The organism is Acinetobacter sp. GD03645, assembly GCF_029845285.1.
Taxonomy (GTDB): Bacteria; Pseudomonadota; Gammaproteobacteria; order Pseudomonadales; family Moraxellaceae; genus Acinetobacter; species Acinetobacter corruptisaponis.
In genome coordinates, this window is the sequence record NZ_JAOCLL010000007.1 from 62,486 (window position 1) to 80,192 (window position 17,707).

Sequence of the window (17,707 nt, forward strand, 5' to 3'; positions counted from 1 at the left end):
TAATCTTCTGTACTATGACTGACGCTCAATCTGCTCAAAATATTGCAACCACTTACGATCCAACCGAGATCGAAAAGAAATGGTATCAAATCTGGGAACAACAGGGTTACTTCAAACCATCAGGCCAGGGTGAATCATTCTGTATCATGATTCCACCACCAAACGTGACAGGTAGCCTGCACATGGGACATGGCTTTAACAATGCCATCATGGATGCCCTGACCCGCTACAACCGTATGATGGGTAAAAACACCTTATGGCAACCAGGTACTGACCATGCGGGGATTGCAACGCAGATGGTGGTCGAGCGTCAACTCGGTTTGCAAGGTGTGACCCGTCATGACTTGGGTCGTGACAAGTTCATCGATAAAGTTTGGGAATGGAAAGAACAATCTGGCGGCACCATTACCAAACAAATCCGCCGTTTAGGTTCATCTGTGGACTGGTCTCGTGAACGCTTCACCATGGATGAGGGTTTATCCAATGCGGTAAAAGAAGTGTTTGTTCGTTTGCACGAAGATGGCTTGATCTATCGTGGCAAGCGTTTGGTGAACTGGGACCCTAAACTGCAAACTGCCCTTTCTGACCTTGAAGTTGAAAGCAAAGAAGAAAAAGGCTCATTGTGGCACTTTAAGTATTTCTTTGAAGATAAATCACTGAAAACCAAAGATGGTAATGACTACCTTGTTGTGGCAACCACACGTCCAGAAACTTTATTAGGCGATACAGCAGTTGCAGTCCATCCTGAAGATGAACGTTATGCCCACTTGATTGGTAAAAACATTATTCTCCCAATTACAGGTCGTTTAGTGCCTGTTGTGGCCGATGAATACGTAGAAAAAGATTTCGGTACGGGCTGTGTGAAAATCACCCCAGCGCATGACTTCAATGACTATGAAGTGGGTAAACGCTGTAACTTAGCCATTATTAATATCTTTAATAAAAATGCAGAAGTGTTGGCTGAGTTTGAATATATCGCCAAAGCGGGTGAGCAAATTTCTCAACTGCTGCCTGCCCCTGCGGACTATATTGGCTTAGAGCGTTTTGCTGCCCGTAAAAAACTGGTTGAACAGGCGGAAGCTGAAGGCTGGCTGGACAAGATTGATCCGTATGACCTGAAAGCACCGCGCGGTGACCGTTCAGGTGTGATCGTTGAACCACTATTGACAGATCAATGGTATGTGAAGATTGCGCCACTTGCTGAGCCTGCAATTGAAGCGGTTCAGGATGGTCGAATCAAGTTTGTACCTGAGCAATACACCAATATGTATATGTCTTGGATGCGTGACATTCAGGACTGGTGTATTTCCCGTCAACTGTGGTGGGGTCACCGTATTCCTGCCTGGTATGATGCCGAGGGCAATGTGTATGTGGGACGCAACGAAGAAGAAGTTCGTGCCAAAAACAACATCGCTGCTGACATTGAATTAAATCAGGATGAAGATGTACTGGATACATGGTTCTCCTCTGCACTTTGGACGTTCTCAACTTTAGGCTGGACTGGCGATGCACAGAAAGATGCAGCCAACGATTTCCTTAAAACGTTCCACCCGACTGATGTATTGGTGACAGGTTTTGACATCATCTTCTTCTGGGTTGCGCGTATGATCATGATGACCATGCACTTCATGAAAAATGAAGATGGTTCATCTCAAGTACCATTCAAGACGGTTTACGTTCACGGTTTGGTACGTGATGGTGAAGGTCAGAAGATGTCCAAGTCTAAGGGCAACGTACTTGATCCGTTAGATTTAATTGATGGTATTGATCTTGAAAGTCTGGTTGCCAAACGTACGACTGGTTTAATGAACCCGAAAGATGCGGCGAAGATTGAGAAATCAACCCGTAAAGAATTTCCAGACGGCATCAATGCCTATGGTACAGATGCGGTTCGTTTTACGTTCTGTGCGCTTGCCAATACGGGTCGTGACATCAAGTTCGATTTAAAACGTGTTGAAGGCTATCGTAACTTCTGTAACAAGATCTGGAACGCAACCCGTTTTGTTCTAATGAATGTTGAGGGGCAAACCGTTGGTCAGGAAGCGCGTCCTGATTTATGGGAACTTCCTGAACAATGGATCATCAGCCGCTTACAGAAAGCAGAAGCTGCGGTTCATCAAGCATTTGCCACCTACCGTTTAGACCTTGCTGCGCAAGCGATTTATGACTTTATCTGGAATGAATACTGCGACTGGTATGTCGAACTGACCAAGCCTGTGCTTAACGATGCCAATGTGTCAGAAGAACGTAAGGCAGAAGTTCGCCGTGTGTTACTGGCGGTAATGGAAGCTTCTTTACGTTTGGCACATCCACTCATGCCATATTTGACTGAAGAAATCTGGCAAACCCTTGCGCCCATGTTGGGCAAAGGTGGCGCAACCATCATGACCGCACAATATCCTGTGCCTGATCAAGCGAAGATCAATGATCAAGCGGAAGCAGATATGCAGTGGTTACAAGGCTTGATTGGTGCAGTACGTAATATTCGTGGTGAAATGGGCTTGGGTAATGCGCGTTTGTTACCAGTATTATTGCAAAACATTTCTGATGCTGAACGTGAGCAAATCACCCGTATTGAGGCATTATTCAAGGCATTGGCGAAAGTTGAAAGCCTGACTTTCCTAGCGCAAGGTGAAGAACCACCACTTTCTTCTTCAAGTGTTGTGGGTCATGCCTCTGTATTTGTACCAATGAAAGGCTTGATTGACCCGAAAGCTGAATTAGGTCGTTTGCAAAAAGACTTGGATAAGGTTCAAAAGCAGCATGATCAAATTGCCAATAAACTCGCCAATGAGGGCTTTGTTGCGAAAGCACCAGCAGCCGTTGTTGAAGGTGAAAAAGTGAAATTGGCTGAGTTTGCTGATCAGTTAAGTAAAATTAAAGCAAGTATGGAGCAGATTGCTGCGCTGTAAGGTGTTGTAATTTTTAAGTTAATGTGTAAGATAAGGGACTGATTAATCAGTCCTTTTTAAAATTAAAAATTAAAAAACTCAGATTAATATCTAATTAAATGAGATTCTGCCACTAAATCTTTTAAGTTTGAACTATAAGATGATAAGCAGGCAATTGCATGATCCTCATTTCGATGCTCACCAAAAGCTAAATTTAGTAGACCATCATCTACACAACGCCGCACTACCTTATGATTTACAACATCAAAATCTAATCGTGAAATTAAAATTAATAAAGCTGTTTCAAGTGTATAAACACGTCCTGATAGACTAGATACAAGTTCACTTAATGAAGGAGTAGCTAATAAAGATGCTAAACAACGCTTATCTCCTGTTGCAAGCCTACAAGTTGGGTTATTGTAAGCTGATAAAATTAAAAATGCTTCACCACCATCAATATCTGGGGTTTCAGTTAACGTATCCAAAATATCCATTTGAGGCTGTACATCTTGAATCGCACTTGTACGCCCCATAAATTCGTGTAACTGTTGAATAGCTTCTGGTGTTTTCAGCTTCTTTTTACTCTGCTTTGGAATTGCAAATTTTGCACTTGATGTAACAAAAAAATCCGTATTTTGAGTACCAATAGCTTCACAAAAAGGAATTAATAAATCACAACCTGCTAATTTAATTAAAATATCATTATCAGCAAATACGATCACATCTACATTCCAATAAGATGGCGTAAAGCCTTTTCATCATCAAGACTATCCACATCCACATATTGCATAAAAGTAGATTTTGCTATATCAGGATCAGACTCTCGTATATTCAAACTTTTTGCTAAAGATTTACATGCAGCACTAGCTATCGGCATACAATTATTCGTATATCCATAATTCAATACGATATGCATCGGATCAATTTTATTTTCACGCCCAATACTTAAAGCTGAAGCTGCTAAAGTATTTGGATATAAACGGTATTCTGATCTATAAGCAGCATTACTTTTACCCGTAAGAATTTCTAATGCAAATTGATTCGCTGCCATTTCCTGATTATCATCATTCGCTTCTGTAATAGTTTTATCAATTACCCATTCCTCATTAGTTACATGCCCCAACACAATATGCCCAAGTTCATGTGCTAAATGAAAAACCAGATAACCATGCTGATGATTACTTGTTAAAATAATTACTGGTTTTCCATGTAATTGGAGGGCTAATCCTTGCATTTTGGGTGATGGCAAGTTTTTTATAAAAATTACAGGAATACCAATTTCCCAGCAATAGTCGAGCAAAGTATTAAAATCTACCCATGGAACATTTCTGGCAAGTAAGGTTTCACGAATATTTTTTGCAGAAATTTCATTCAGATCTACTACATTAGTTTCATAGGCCGCCAAAGTTAATCTGCCTGCGAGAGATGATAGTGCAACAGCTTTGCTTAAATCTTTTTCCTCTATATGCCGAGCATGCTTAAATTTATGACTAGGAAAAATAAAAGATGGTTCTGCATCACCTACAAGGCTACTATAACGAATACTTAGATATTTGGATAAAATTAATGATGCTTCTTGAAAACCCGCAGGAGTTTTTGCGATATCATCGCTCCACCACTCAGGTAGAAGATTTTTAACGGTTGTTTTTGAAAACCCTAATGTTTGTAATTTTGCATACAGGGTTTGCATAGGGCTAATTGTTTTTGTAGTCATAGCAACCTCCTTCAAACAAAATAAACAGCTAAAAATTGTGGAACACTATACTTTATTTTGTGAAACAATAAAATACTTGTATCTTATATCATGAATAATTACACATAAAATCAATTACTACAAATCCACAATATACGGCGCAATTACATGCTGGCGACGAAACTTTAGATTCATAAATCGTTTAGCGCGGAGTATTTGCCACATCAGGCTTTCTGCTTCTGTGGCATTGGTTCGCATGGTTTTAGCAAATTCTAATAATTTTGGATCTAATTTCATTTTTTATTTTCCATTTTAATTACCCTCACCCCAGCCCTCTCCCATAGGGAGAGGGAGAACAGCTAATTATATGCAAAAAAATAATTAAAGTTGATGTTCTCCTTTTAGGAGATGAGGAACGATTGTAGTTCCGCAAGGGAGAGGTGCTTTTGCAGATTAAAGCGTACCTGCCCCACTCAGCTTTTTCATATGCTTTAAACGCTCTTTTTCCCCACTTCAATTGCTGTTCTAACTCCGTACAATCGGCATCTTATGCTTGCCAGACTCTCCTTATAAAATGTACAATTCAAATGTACATCTAAAAAGGACAAATAATATGAACAACATTCCATTTAGCCAAGTCCGAGCCAATCTTGCACAACTGATACAACAAAGCAAACAAGGTCAACCGATTTTTATTTCACAACGAGGGCAAACCTCTGCGGTGCTATTATCTTTCAATGACTATCAAAAATTAGGCAATCAACCACAAACTCTTATGCAGGCATGGTCAGCATGGCATCAACAACATATACAAGATTTACAAAATGAGACTGATGATTTTCAGCCTGAACGCTCACAAGAACAGGGGCGAGATTTTTCATGGTAAATCCTACCCTCTCTCATATTAGCTACCTTTTAGATACCAACATCATTTCTGAATTAATCAAGCCACAACCCAATCAGCATGTCATTTCGCAATTTCAACTGTATCAACATGAAATTGCGATTCCGAGCTTAGTTTGGCATGAACTTCGGTTTGGTTGGCTTAAAATGCCTCAAGGGCAACGTAAAGAAATGATTGGTTCTTTTTTACATGACATTGTCAGTCTGATTCCCATTCTTTCTTATCATGAATCTGCTGCCAAAATTCATGCTGAAATTCGCTTAGAAGCACAACAAAATGGGCTTAATCTTCCCTTTGCAGATGGACAGATTGCAGCAATCGCAATGGCTCAAGGCTTACCTTTAGTCACTCGTAATAGCAAAGACTTTCAAAATATTTCAGGTTTAAGGTTGGTCAATTGGTTTAGATAACCCGCATTTTTCCGTATTCTCCAAATCCAGCAACAACGTTGCATGATAGCCTTTTGCCCAATTTTGCTTAAACGCTTTATGCACCTGATCAATTGCAGCCGCACTTTGCTTCCCCACCGCAAAGGCATGTTCAATATCATCGGCCCGCATAAACACCATGAGAAAATCCTCACCCTCAATATTGACATGAAACCAAGATTCAAGGCTGACTCCCTCATGCTTTAAGGTGTCAATCGCCTCGTCTTTTCTTGCCGAAAGCTCATTTTTCCAAGCCTCAACATTTTCCATCACATCAGGTTTCAGCTTAATCAAACGCGCAACAACATCAGTCATTCTATTTCCCCTCTATAAAACTGTGCTCTTTTTAAGCAAATCGCACCACTTTTCACCAAAATTACAATTTAATTTCTAAATTGGTGCATTTTTTGCATTATAGATTTCATCAAATTAAGTTGTTCTGTTACAACTTAAGTTTTTAGATTTACTAAATCTATTTTGGTGCAAAAAACGAATCAAATATTTGCATCAAAACCAAATTTAGCACTTTTTTTGAGCACCACTATGCAAAACGTAGATCTATTTTTCTTACTGCTCGGTGCAGTACTGGTATTGGCAATGCATGCTGGCTTTGCATTTTTGGAACTGGGTACAGTACGCCATAAAAACCAGGTCAATGCGCTCAGCAAAATCTTAACTGATTTTGCCATTTCAGCAATTGCCTATTTCTTTGTAGGCTACTGGATTGCATACGGACAGAACTTTTTCCATGCAGGCACTACCTTGGCTGCCGATCATGGCTACAACCTGATGCGCTGTTTCTTCCTGCTCACCTTCGCCGCCGCCATTCCAGCGATTATCTCTGGTGGTATTGCTGAGCGTGCCAAAATGCGCTCCCAAGCCATTGCCACGCTGATTCTGGTCGCACTGATCTATCCATTCTTTGAGGGTATGATCTGGAATGGCAATTATGGCTTGCAGGGTTGGCTGGAAAAAACCTTTGGTGCTGGGTTCCATGACTTTGCAGGTTCAGTGGTGGTTCATGCCATGGGTGGATGGATTGCATTGGCGGCGGTGATCTTGCTGGGTGCGCGAAATGGTCGCTATAAGAATGATGGTCGTGTCAGTGCGCATCCACCATCATCCATTCCATTCCTTGCCTTAGGTTCATGGATTCTGATTGTGGGCTGGTTTGGCTTTAACGTGATGAGTGCGCAACGTGTGGAGGCTATCTCTGGCTTGGTGGCAATCAACTCACTGATGGCAATGGTTGGCGGTACATTGGCTGCAAACTTCATGGGTAAAAATGACCCTGGTTTCCTACACAATGGTCCATTGGCAGGTTTGGTCGCAATCTGTGCAGGTTCCGATATTGTGCATCCTATTGGTGCATTATTCATTGGCGGCGTTGCGGGTGCCCTGTTTGTTTACCTGTTCACTTATACACAAAACAAGCTCAAGGTGGATGATGTACTGGGTGTGTGGCCTTTACATGGGGTCTGCGGCGCTGTTGGTGGTATCGCTGCGGGTATCTTTGGTCAGCAGGCTTTAGGCGGTTTGGGTGGCGTGTCCATCATTTCCCAAATCATTGGTACAGGCTTAGGTATTATCATTGCGCTGATTGGTGGTTTTGTCGTGTACGGTATCTTAAAGGCGACTTTGGGTATCCGTCTTTCTCAGGAAGATGAATATCGCGGTGCAGACCTTTCCATTCACAAAATTTCGGCAAACTCTGAAGAATCCATGTTCTGATGTGGTTTGATGATTAGTGAGTATTCCTAAAATTTCCCTTGTATGTGCAGACCTCACTACAAGGGAATGATGTTAACTATAAAAAATATATTTAAACCTGAATTCAACTTAATTTTAAATCTTTCCCAACAATCCATTCACACTGTTTAATCACCTGTCTCTATAGAATATTGACACGCCAAACCTTGCAGACTATGCTTTGTGTGCTGACCCTCATGGTCAGACGGTTTTAGCAGACCGTTCATACAGCGCATCAGAGTTTATTCATCTGAGTATTCTTTGCATGTGTAAAAAACCACTCGTCCCCCTTTGCGGTAGAACGGACGGGGGACGCGTTCGCGCGTGCTGGTTCTGTATGCCCAGTCTGCTAACCCTCTTTCGTTCTGCCACCATAATCAGACAATGGTTTGGTAGAACTTCTATTTTACAGGGGTTTACTATGCGCACCATTTCTTTTTCATCGGCAATCATTGCCAAAGGCTTTATTCCCATACATTCCAGCAGACTTTTGATGCTGTTTGATCATCTATAGGTTTTACAAACTTTAGATCAGACCGACTAAAAAAATCATATCGACAATAAAAGCATCCGAGATGAGCCAAGGCACATTCTTGTGTGGCGGAGTCATGCCTATTTTTTGCTGTTCCTAAAAAGGCGGTGGCATTCTGATCTCATGCATATACAACAAAAAAACTTATGTTTAGTGGTGTGTTTATGCCAAATTTAGAAATTTCCTCAAGGGCACTATCAGTGCTTGATTACTCAAGAAATCTTTTTAACTTGTATGGATTTCAGCAGGTGGGTGTGGATCGGATTATTCGTGAAACCAATGTAGCGAAGGCAACATTTTATCGTTATTTTCAGTCCAAAGAAAAACTTATAGAGCTGTGCCTTATTTTTCAAAAAGATACGCTAAAAGAAAAAATCAGGAGAATCAGGGCCTGTTGCCATCATTCAAATGTGCTTGATCAGTTGAGGAAAATTTATCTGCTCCATGTCGACTTAAATGGCCCGTATCATTTGTTGTTTAAGGCTATTTTTGAGCTTGAAAAGTTATATCCCAAGGCCTATCGAATCGCTGTCGGATATAGAAAATGGTTAATCAGACAAATTCGGTCTTTACTGTTAAAGATGAAAAATACTGTGACGGTTGAGGATGCAACGATATTTTTATTCATTGTTGATGGTTCTGTTCTTGAGCTTTTAAGAATGAATTGGGCAGAAAGACAAGATAGCCTGCTGGATTATTTCCTGCGAATGATTTGATTCTGGCGCATACAAAAAATGAATCAGCCTGAGTTCGACTTAAATATTGGTCTAACTTTCTGAAAAAATATCGTGGTGGAGTCTTACCAAGTTCTCATTCAATTTCAGAATCAGCTACTACTTCTTGCAATGCACCAAAGCTTTAAACGCTTTGGTGTGACCAGTCTAGCCCCCTTTGCGAAACGTTGTTTCTCATTCGGCATGAGGAGCGAAGCTCTGCAAGGGCAACCATCTTGCACAGCTATCGCGGATGACGTTTTCGAGCATTATATTTCATCAAGGATTTTATATCGAACTCAGGTTATTTATTTTTATTTCAAATATACATTTTAAATATATTAGCTCGCCCCACATTTATTTTATAAATTTGTATTACCTTATAATACAAACAACAATTTTATTATAATAATAAAAATTATCATTCAAATAAATTTAATTTCTGTTTAAGGTTCAGTTAATTTCATATTAAGTTCCATCATTTTAAATCTCAGTCAAATCTGCGCCAGTATCATTTATTCATTATGTTAATGAAATCCCCTTTTCTCTTATGGAACAGTTGCCTACTTATTCTGAGTGGTTTGGCATTGCTTTTTATATTTCCAGTCGCTGGACAGATTGATTTATCTCTTATTCAACCCTGGGTCGACAGTGCAGGTCAGTTCGCATCAAAGGGCGACTGGTACTTGGCGACCCTGAATCATACCTATGTCAAAAAAGTCTTAACCTTGGTCTATTTAGTCTTTTTTATGCTGTGGTGCGCATCATTTAAAGTAGAAAAACTAAAAGCAAGACGTTGGCAATATGGCTATATGTTCTGGGTCAGTATGCTGTGTACCTGTATGATTGGTTTAATAAAAGCCCATTCAGCCCATGCCTGCCCTTGGGCTATGACACAACAAACCGCAACGGGCTTTGTTTGGGATTTCTCCGCCACTGCTGGGCATTGTTTTCCAGGCGGCCATGCCAGTACAGGCTTTGCATTGGTCACGGGTTATTTCTGCTACCGTTTGCGTGAAAGAAACCGTGCATGGTTTTATTTATTTGCTGGTTTAACACTGGGTTTTGCGATGGGTTGGGCACAGATGATGCGGGGCGCACACTTTCTCAGCCATAATCTATGGACAGGCTGGATTTGCCTGACCATTAACTTTGTTCTCTATGCGGTCACTGAAAAATACCACGTATCGCTCCCCGACCGTAATTCCGTACCGCAAGCGCAGCTTGATGTGGTAAAGTGAACACCTACTACAAGTAAGTGTTTATAAACATCAGGATGTTTTTTGCTGGCCTATGTCTGACTTTCAAACTTTTTTAGAATCGTCTTTAACCACACAACAGAATTCGATTGAGGCCTACCAACTCAACATCGGCAAGGTCTGGCTTAAAAAGGCTTCCGAGCGTCATGGTTTATGGCTCTACACCCCACTGAAATGGCTGGCAAAAATATTCAACCTCGGTGCAATCATGCCTGTTCCCAACCGAGGGGGATCAATCGCAATTCAGTGTGAATTTAAGCGTATTCAGCAACTCAGGGAATTAGGGGTTTCCACGCCAAATGTGTTGGCAGTTTCGGAAAAAGGCATTTTATTACAGGACATTGGAATACAGCATCAAAGCCAGATTCAGCAACTGGATCAAGCGCTTGCCCGCCGCAAGGAAAATCCTGACGCACAATTTCTACTATTTACCCAGGCAATTCAGTCCATTCAAAACATACATCAGAAAGGTGGATATTTAAGCGAAGCCTTTGCACGCAATATTCTAGTCGATGAGCAGAATCAGTTTAGCTTTATTGACTTTGAAACTGATCCACGTGATGTACTCAGCCTGCATGACTGCTTTGTACGTGACTGGTTGCTGTTTATTTTCTCAACGGCCTATCATTTTGAATTTGAAAAATTAAATGATGCCAGCCTCATCCTCTACAAAGCGCTGCTTGCTGAGCCGCAAGTCTATAAGGACATTGCCAAGGTTGGAAAACGCCTAAGCTGGGTACTTAATTTCAATGTAAGCAAGGTCGGTAATGATGGAAAACGTATTCAGAAATGTGTGTTGTTTCTGCGCGACCTTAAAGAACACGCTGAAAAGGCATCAGCATAGTTTTCTCTATGCATGATGCTCCAGTTTTTTAGGAAGTTTTACCAGCACGGATAAACCGCCTAAATCAATGCTTCTTGATAAAGTGAGTGTGCCGCCCAAACGCTGCGTGGCCTTATCCACAATTGAAAGTCCAAGGCCACTGCCCACTTCCAGATGGTGATGCACACGGTAAAAACGTTTAAGCACCTTGTCGTATTGGTCTGGATCAATGCCCTGCCCGCTGTCATCAATCTGCACATAGGCAAAGCCATCGGTATCATCATATACAGAGATATTGATGATGCCCTGATTCGGGGTGTACTTGATCGCATTGTCAATCAGGTTAAAGATAATCGAGTGAACGGTTGGCTCTAGGCTTTGCATTTCGATCAGGTCATTACGTTCAAAGCCCAGATCAATTTCCTTTTGCATGGCGAGATTAACCAGTTGCTCCACACAGTTCAGTGCCACATCATTCAGGCAAAACCTGGTATTGGGTTCAATCAGGCTTAATCCAACATCCTGTTTTGCCAAGGCCAGCAACTGTGTTACCAAGTGCTGAATACGCGCCAGTCCCTTGCTGAGGTTTTGCAAAGCCTCATGTTCAGGAAACTGGCTAATCAGAATCTTGGTTTGCAGGTTCAAGGCGGTGACAGGCGTTCTGAGTTCGTGTGCCGCATCGGCAATAAACTGTTTCTGTTCGGTCTGTGCGTGCTGGATACGTTCAAATAAACGGTTCATTTCCTCAATGGTTGGAATCAGTTCCTGCGGATATTCCTCACTATCAATCGGTGCCAGTCCCTCAGAGCCACGCTGGGTCAGCTCAGCTTTAAAATCTTCCAGCGGTTTTAGGCTTAAACTGATAATAAAGGCCAGTACGATGATCGCGAACGGCAGCAACAGCACATAGGGAATAAACATGCTGCCCGCCAGTTCCCAGGCAAAGCTTTGACGTACCTTTTCCTGCTGGCTAATCTGAATTTGATAATCCTTTAAGGGAATGACATAGACCCGCCATGTACCCTGTGCGGTTTGTTGGCTATAGAAACCCGCCTGTTTTACAGGTTCCACCAGTAAATGCAGGCTATTCAGCAAATGGCTCTGGTCCTTATACAGCCAGATATCCACCAGCAGGTCCTCTTCGTGGTAACTGCGGTGAATTTCAGCATGACTGTCCACTTTGGAAAATGGCTGTTCAGCGGTACGCTCTGCCAGATACTGCATTTGCGTATCCAGAATTTCATTGACCTCATGCAGTGCAATTTTATAGGCGACAAAGACCAGCATACATCCCAGCAGTACACTAAAGACCGAGGTCCCTAAAATCAGTCGTTTTTTTAGGGAATAATGTTTTGCGCTCTGTCGCATCAATTATTCTTGTCCTAATCGGTAGCCCAGACCACGTATGGTGCGGATAAAGTTTTTCCCCAGCTTGGCACGCAGGTGATGGACATAGACCTCAATAGTATTGCTAGTGACCTCACTATCAAAGTCATACAGCTTGTCTTCAAGGTTGGCCTTGGAGAAGATTTTATTGGGATGCGTAACCATTGGAATCAGGATGGCCCATTCACGGTTGGACAGCTCAAGGTGCTGTCCCTTGAATGTCGCCAAATGCTGTTCCACGTCCAGCGTCAGGTCGCCACTTTTCAGCAAATGCGACTGATTTTTAAGCTGGGCTGTCTCAGCATTTCCTCGACGTAATAGCGCATTGATGCGGGCAAGCAACTCATCAAACTCATAAGGCTTGACCAGATAATCATCCGCACCCTGATTCAGGCCATCGACCCGATTCTGCAACTGGTCCCGTGCCGAAATAATCAGCACAGGGATGGCGGTACGCTGGCGAATCTGTCTGAGGATCTGCATGCCATCCATCAGCGGCAGGCCCAAATCCAGCAGGACCAGGTCAAAAGGCTGTTTGGTCAATAATGCCAAGCCATCGACCCCATTATTGACCCCCTCCACTTCAAACTGATGATAGCGCAGTAGCGTCATTGTTGACTCTGCAATCATAAAATCATCTTCGATCATCAAGATTTTGGTCATGACTTCATCACACCTTATGGATTAGGGACATGCTGCCAGCATATCGTTATTCGGGTCGATCACTTTGCTTTTCACATCAAGCAGGCTCAGCATGGTCGGGAACAGGTTATCCTGACTCAACTCCTGCCTGCCCTGCTGTGCCAAACATTTGACCTGTTGTTTTGCCTGATTTTTCCAGACAGTGGAGAACCACATCAACATCGGGATATGAGTCTGTTGCGTTGGTGCAATCGCATAAGGCGCACCATGCAAATACATACCGCTTTCACCTGTGGACTCTCCATGATCAGATAAATACCACAAAGCGGTTTGATATTTCGTTGTATTTTTTAATGTTTCAATCAGGGTGTCTAAAACATAATCGGTATAGAGCAAGGTATTGTCATAACTGTTCAGCAATGCATCTCTGCTACAGCCCTGAATGGCGTTGGTGTCACAGGTCGGCTTGAACACCTTGAATTGTGCAGGAACACGTTTATAGTAGGCTGGCCCGTGACTGCCCATTTGATGCAGCACAATCAAACGTGGACGATTGTCATCTTGAGGAATTGTGGCTAAATAGGCCTTAAAGCTATCAATCAGAATATCGTCAAAACATTCCTTGTCCTTGCACCATTTCTGCTGGATTGGTTCAGGAATCTTGAATTGATTGACACGGTCACAGGTGCCTTTACAGCCTGAATTATTATCAATCCAGGTCACCTGATAACCCGCCCGCTGGGCAATATCCAGTAATCCCTCACGATGGCTAGCCAGACGCTCCTCATATTGTTTACGGGGCATACCTGAAAACATACACGGAACCGAAACCGCAGTTGCTGTACCGCATGAACTAACCTGTGAAAAGTTTAAAATATCCTGCTGTGCCAGTCTTGGGTTGGTATTTTTACCATAACCATTTAAAGAGAAGTTTTCAGCACGTGCTGTCTCACCTACGACCAGAACCATCAGTTTCGGTAAAGAGGTAGCCTGTGCCTTTTGCATCACGGCATCTTCACCATACACGACTAGCGGTAAATTCTCTTTCGGCGCTTTCTTCTTATAATATGAAGCAAAGGAAGCAATCATATTCTGCGGCGAAATCATGCCTTTCAGGTCACGGTTAGTACGAAAAATAGATGCAAAATCAACATAGAAAACAAATAATAGCCCTAACACCATTGCCAAGGAGACAACTAAAGCGATTAGCTTATGCAATAGCTGACGAATGATGGGTTCAGGTTTGATTTTCATCATGAGAATCACAATAATCGGCAGTACTGTCATTCCCAAAGTCCATGTCACCAAATGCCATGACCAGGTATCACGCGCTTCCGCAATATCAGTCTGCATCAAGTTCTGGATTTGGTCAGATGTAATGAGTACGCCTAGTGTATTCACTGCATAAGCGGCAAAACCGCCAATAAATACCAATGCAATCGCCAAAGGTTTTGCTGTCCATTTCCAGTTAAAAAGCTGGAAAATAAAGTTATAGGTGGCAACCACAATAATGATTGAAGCGACAACAAATAATCCTGCCTTTACACCATTATATGGTGTCAGCGTGTGTATTTTTTCAAAAAAGGCAATATTTAAAAATACACCTAACCAAATTGCCAACAATAGATTAAATGCAATTAAAGAAATGGGTTTTATCTTTAAATTTTGAAAAAATGTCATCATTACAGTCTAAACATAAATATCCTGCTTCCTTTTTAATATAAAAATACAAACTTAAAAATGACTTAAATAGAAAAAGACGATCAAGTGATCGTCTTTTTGTTAAAATAATAATGATATTAATTCTTAGAACTTAAATTCCAGACCTAAACCAGCAACAGGTTGTTTATCCTTTTTACTGGCCTGTTCAAGCGTTAGGTAACCTGCATAACCATAAGTTTTCACCTGCTTGTTAAATGCATAGTCCACGCCACCAATGATCTGTTTGGCTTCAAAGTCTTCAACACCTGCTGGTTTAAAGCTGGTGGTGTTCTGGCTATATTGACCTTTTACTGTCCAGTTTTTTGCCTGTGGAATGGTATATTCTGCCCCCACCAACCAACCTTTTGCATCATCAATTGTATCGGCTCCCGCTGTGTTTCCAGCCGCTTTTTCAACTTCTGAAGTCTGGAACAACGCTTTAAGTGCCAAACCATTCACTGGGTTGATACGGCCAATCACACGTAAAGTATTGGCTGCTGCTGTTACAGTTGGTGCAGTCGTTGTAGTACCAGAAGTAGGAATTGCTTTATCAGAGGCATTTAAGAAACCTCTTCCCAAGAATGGGCTTGGAATGGCTTTATCATAAGCAACACCAGCAACCAATAACGGACTTTCAAAGCTTGCTGACGCTGACCATGCATCACCTAAACCACGGCCTGCTGTTTTAACAACACCTGATTTACTGGTATCAATTCCTGTTGCTTCGCCTGTTGCCAATAGGCCACTTACTTTAATGGCTCCGTCCAGTACAGGAACTTTTACTGCTGGTGATTCATACACAACGACGTTGCTAACACGTGTTTCACCACCAAAGATTCCACCAATGTCGGCCTTGTTGGCAACATAGTTGTTAAAAGTATCAACGACACTAGAAAGTTGCTTCAATGGCGTATCATGTACACCAATTTTCACTGTACCCAACTGGGCATCTTTCAAACCGACAAAACGGTTACGCTGTGACCAGTCTGTGCTGTCACCATCTGCGCTGAAGCCCCATTCAATGGCATAAACGGCACTTAAACGGTCTGTAAGTTTTTCATCGCCCTTAACACCAATAAATGAACTGTTAGAGCTGACTTCCCATACATCCCTATTGTCTGTATTGGCATTTTTTTCTGGTAAATAGTCAACGCTGGCATCTATCTCACCGTAAATGGTTGGTGCTGCAAATGTTGTGGTTGCAAGTAAACTAAGCACTGCTGCTGTTACAATTTTGATTTTCATTGTGTACGTCCTAGCTAAATTTGTAACAAATCCTACACATTAACTTTATATGACAAAACGATTAAAATCTTATTAATTTATTCCATTTTCGACTAAAGTTTAATTTTTAGACACTTCCCCAGCATCGTTTAACTCACTTTTTCTTATCCTATCACCCAGATTATTATTTTAACTATCAATCAATTAAAAAAATAAATTTATTTTCCATTTCAACAAAAATACCTTTATTCATAAAACAACTATTTTTTATAAAACACTTCAATTTTCCATATAAAACATGGCTTCAGCACATAAAACCTATTTCAACCATAGGGCATTTTAGAAAAAAATTGTAATAAAAATATATTTTCACCTTGCATTATTTTTCCAAAGGAATATTGGCCATAAACACAAAATAGCAACCCCACAAATCATAGCCAAATAACCGTAATATCCGAGTACATCCCCTACGATTCCACTGATCAGATACAGGAAACCACTTACTGTCGCCATGACAGACACCTGAAAGGTAAAGTCTGTTCCAGCAAATTGCTTACGGCTATATTGCATAACCAAGGTCAACATCACCACCAACAGCATCGCGGAACAGGCGTCTTCAAATGCGTTCACGGCATATAGCCATAACGGTGCAACCTGAACCTGCTGGTCATATGCATACGCAACAACGGCATAAGCGACCAGACTCAGGATTTTCAACAGGGAAAATATGATCAGGCACTGTGCCCGAGAAAAATATTTCAGCAGCACACCTGCACAAGCCGCCCCGATCAGCGCAGCAATGGCACCAAACATGGTGATAAACACGCCAATTTGGGTGAAGCTCAATCCCATATCCACCATAAGCGGCTTTAATAACGGCCCTGCCAAACCATCGGCGACCTTGAAGCTGATCAAGACCATTAACCAGCTTTTAAGCACTTTGGATGAGCTAAAATAATTCAGGTAATTCCTGATGGCCTGTATGAATGAGGGAGCAACCTCTGGATCATCAACGCTTGGCCTTGAATGAAGCGGTTCCCTATAAAATAAAACAGGTAAGGTGTTCAGGAAAACCAGTACCGCCAACACAAGAAATGTTGCCTGCCAATGTAGCCAGTCCAGACACCAGAGCACCGCTCCACCACCAACAATAAAGCCCAGACGGGAACCGATCACCTGAAAGGTATTGCCCCAATGTTGCTGATCACTTTTAAGCAGGTTCACAGCCAGACCATCTGTGGCAATATCCTGAGTTGCTCCCGTAAGGTTTATCAGCAGCAATAACACAAAAAAAATGATCAAATAGCTAGGTTGGTCCAAGGCTTGAATCGGAAAAAAAGACAAAATGACCAGAATGACCACGCTACATACTTGGGTGGGGACAATCCAGCTACGATAATGCCCCAGACGTGACAAGGCATAACGATCCACATAGGCCGCCCAAAAAATCTTGATTGACCACGGCAGCATCAACAACCCAAAGCCGCCAATATGTGCCAGAGATACCCCCTGCGCCCTTAAAATCACGGGCAAGGCATGGGTCATAAAGCCAACGGGAAGTCCCTGTGCCCAATATAGGGAAAACAATAAAATGTAAATCTGTCTGAGATTAGGCACTTTTTCAGTTTCCCTTGGCAAGCTATGGCGAAGCCCAGAGTATCTAATCCTTTCAGTGTCATGGCAATAAAATCTTATTTTTTGCCAATGCGGGCACTGTCATGAGGATTTAAGATGATAGGAGTTGTTCTTGATCTATCTTCGC

General features: G+C 42.0%; 15 protein-coding genes and 1 pseudogene. 7 read left to right on the forward strand and 9 right to left on the reverse strand.

All coding sequences use genetic code 11. The annotated features are described in order from the left end of the window. The first annotated feature begins 14 nt into the window (after nt 1–14). Nucleotides 15–2,912, forward strand: coding sequence for a valine--tRNA ligase (locus N5J47_RS07220; RefSeq protein WP_279959402.1), 2,898 nt, complete (start codon nt 15–17; stop codon nt 2,910–2,912). A gap of 83 nt (nt 2,913–2,995) precedes the next feature. Here N5J47_RS07220 and N5J47_RS07225 read toward each other — a convergent pair whose 3' ends face one another. The 3 genes and pseudogenes from N5J47_RS07225 to N5J47_RS07235 all read right to left on the reverse strand — a co-directional run. Then, nucleotides 2,996–3,613, reverse strand: a complete 618-nt coding sequence (locus N5J47_RS07225) for a hypothetical protein (RefSeq protein WP_279959401.1) — start codon at nt 3,611–3,613, stop codon at nt 2,996–2,998. Between the two features lie 2 nt (nt 3,614–3,615). Next, nucleotides 3,616–4,605 (reverse strand): ImmA/IrrE family metallo-endopeptidase, encoded by a 990-nt coding sequence (locus N5J47_RS07230; RefSeq protein ID WP_279959400.1) that lies wholly within the window; start codon nt 4,603–4,605, stop codon nt 3,616–3,618. Nucleotides 4,606–4,728: 123 nt separating this feature from the next. Further along, nucleotides 4,729–4,881 (reverse strand): annotated as a pseudogene (locus N5J47_RS07235) (DUF559 domain-containing protein); the annotation flags it as partial. A gap of 316 nt (nt 4,882–5,197) precedes the next feature. Here N5J47_RS07235 and N5J47_RS07240 point away from each other — a divergent pair. Continuing rightward, on the forward strand, nt 5,198–5,470 hold the full coding sequence (locus tag N5J47_RS07240; protein WP_267982190.1) for a type II toxin-antitoxin system Phd/YefM family antitoxin: 273 nt from the start codon (nt 5,198–5,200) through the stop codon (nt 5,468–5,470). After that, nucleotides 5,464–5,898, forward strand: a complete 435-nt coding sequence (locus N5J47_RS07245) for a type II toxin-antitoxin system VapC family toxin (protein WP_279959399.1) — start codon at nt 5,464–5,466, stop codon at nt 5,896–5,898. The genes N5J47_RS07240 and N5J47_RS07245 overlap by 7 nt, the downstream gene beginning before the upstream one ends. Here N5J47_RS07245 and N5J47_RS07250 read toward each other — a convergent pair. Continuing rightward, nucleotides 5,872–6,231 (reverse strand): DUF6176 family protein, encoded by a 360-nt coding sequence (locus tag N5J47_RS07250; RefSeq protein ID WP_279959398.1) that lies wholly within the window; start codon nt 6,229–6,231, stop codon nt 5,872–5,874. The two genes, N5J47_RS07245 and N5J47_RS07250, sit on opposite strands and share 27 nt — an antisense overlap. 228 nt (nt 6,232–6,459) lie before the next feature. On the opposite strand from N5J47_RS07250, the gene N5J47_RS07255 reads away from it, so the two are divergent. The 4 genes from N5J47_RS07255 (at nt 6,460) to N5J47_RS07270 (ending at nt 11,013) form a co-directional block, all read left to right on the forward strand. Continuing rightward, the gene (locus N5J47_RS07255) at nt 6,460–7,647 is read left to right on the forward strand and encodes an ammonium transporter (RefSeq protein ID WP_279959397.1); all 1,188 of its coding nucleotides are present in this window, start codon (nt 6,460–6,462) and stop codon (nt 7,645–7,647) included. Nucleotides 7,648–8,361: 714 nt separating this feature from the next. Further along, the gene (locus tag N5J47_RS07260) at nt 8,362–8,913 is read left to right on the forward strand and encodes a helix-turn-helix domain containing protein (protein WP_279959396.1); all 552 of its coding nucleotides are present in this window, start codon (nt 8,362–8,364) and stop codon (nt 8,911–8,913) included. Between the two features lie 521 nt (nt 8,914–9,434). Then, nucleotides 9,435–10,151, forward strand: a complete 717-nt coding sequence (locus tag N5J47_RS07265) for a phosphatase PAP2 family protein (protein ID WP_279959395.1) — start codon at nt 9,435–9,437, stop codon at nt 10,149–10,151. A gap of 52 nt (nt 10,152–10,203) precedes the next feature. Then, nucleotides 10,204–11,013: a lipopolysaccharide kinase InaA family protein gene (locus tag N5J47_RS07270; RefSeq protein ID WP_279959394.1), complete on the forward strand. Its 810-nt coding sequence runs from the start codon at nt 10,204–10,206 to the stop codon at nt 11,011–11,013. 6 nt (nt 11,014–11,019) lie between these two features. Here N5J47_RS07270 and N5J47_RS07275 read toward each other — a convergent pair whose 3' ends face one another. From N5J47_RS07275 to N5J47_RS07295, 5 genes are all read right to left on the reverse strand, one after another. Beyond that, nucleotides 11,020–12,360 (reverse strand): ATP-binding protein, encoded by a 1,341-nt coding sequence (locus N5J47_RS07275; protein ID WP_267982185.1) that lies wholly within the window; start codon nt 12,358–12,360, stop codon nt 11,020–11,022. Between the two features lie 3 nt (nt 12,361–12,363). Then, nucleotides 12,364–13,041 carry a response regulator transcription factor gene (locus tag N5J47_RS07280; RefSeq protein ID WP_279959393.1) on the reverse strand — a complete coding sequence of 226 codons (678 nt, stop codon included), beginning with the start codon at nt 13,039–13,041 and terminating at the stop codon, nt 12,364–12,366. A 21-nt stretch (nt 13,042–13,062) separates the two neighbouring features. Then, nucleotides 13,063–14,703: a phosphoethanolamine--lipid A transferase gene (locus tag N5J47_RS07285; protein ID WP_279959392.1), complete on the reverse strand. Its 1,641-nt coding sequence runs from the start codon at nt 14,701–14,703 to the stop codon at nt 13,063–13,065. Between the two features lie 123 nt (nt 14,704–14,826). After that, the gene (locus N5J47_RS07290) at nt 14,827–15,966 is read right to left on the reverse strand and encodes a porin (protein WP_267982182.1); all 1,140 of its coding nucleotides are present in this window, start codon (nt 15,964–15,966) and stop codon (nt 14,827–14,829) included. A gap of 348 nt (nt 15,967–16,314) precedes the next feature. Beyond that, nucleotides 16,315–17,562, reverse strand: a complete 1,248-nt coding sequence (locus tag N5J47_RS07295) for an MFS transporter (protein WP_279959391.1) — start codon at nt 17,560–17,562, stop codon at nt 16,315–16,317. Between the last annotated feature and the right edge of the window lie 145 nt (nt 17,563–17,707).

Excerpts from the sequence above, each read along its gene's own strand:
- N5J47_RS07240 (WP_267982190.1), top strand. The coding sequence starts at position 5,198 with ATGAACAACATTCCATTTAGCCAAGTCCGAGCCAATCTTGCACAACTG.
- N5J47_RS07230 (WP_279959400.1), bottom strand. The coding sequence starts at position 4,605 with ATGACTACAAAAACAATTAGCCCTATGCAAACCCTGTATGCAAAATTA.
- N5J47_RS07245 (WP_279959399.1), top strand. The coding sequence starts at position 5,464 with ATGGTAAATCCTACCCTCTCTCATATTAGCTACCTTTTAGATACCAAC.
- N5J47_RS07220 (WP_279959402.1), top strand. The coding sequence starts at position 15 with ATGACTGACGCTCAATCTGCTCAAAATATTGCAACCACTTACGATCCA.
- N5J47_RS07255 (WP_279959397.1), top strand. The coding sequence starts at position 6,460 with ATGCAAAACGTAGATCTATTTTTCTTACTGCTCGGTGCAGTACTGGTA.
- N5J47_RS07265 (WP_279959395.1), top strand. The coding sequence starts at position 9,435 with ATGTTAATGAAATCCCCTTTTCTCTTATGGAACAGTTGCCTACTTATT.
- N5J47_RS07275 (WP_267982185.1), bottom strand. The coding sequence starts at position 12,360 with ATGCGACAGAGCGCAAAACATTATTCCCTAAAAAAACGACTGATTTTA.
- N5J47_RS07285 (WP_279959392.1), bottom strand. The coding sequence starts at position 14,703 with ATGATGACATTTTTTCAAAATTTAAAGATAAAACCCATTTCTTTAATT.
- N5J47_RS07260 (WP_279959396.1), top strand. The coding sequence starts at position 8,362 with ATGCCAAATTTAGAAATTTCCTCAAGGGCACTATCAGTGCTTGATTAC.
- N5J47_RS07290 (WP_267982182.1), bottom strand. The coding sequence starts at position 15,966 with ATGAAAATCAAAATTGTAACAGCAGCAGTGCTTAGTTTACTTGCAACC.
- N5J47_RS07250 (WP_279959398.1), bottom strand. The coding sequence starts at position 6,231 with ATGACTGATGTTGTTGCGCGTTTGATTAAGCTGAAACCTGATGTGATG.
- N5J47_RS07280 (WP_279959393.1), bottom strand. The coding sequence starts at position 13,041 with ATGACCAAAATCTTGATGATCGAAGATGATTTTATGATTGCAGAGTCA.
- N5J47_RS07270 (WP_279959394.1), top strand. The coding sequence starts at position 10,204 with ATGTCTGACTTTCAAACTTTTTTAGAATCGTCTTTAACCACACAACAG.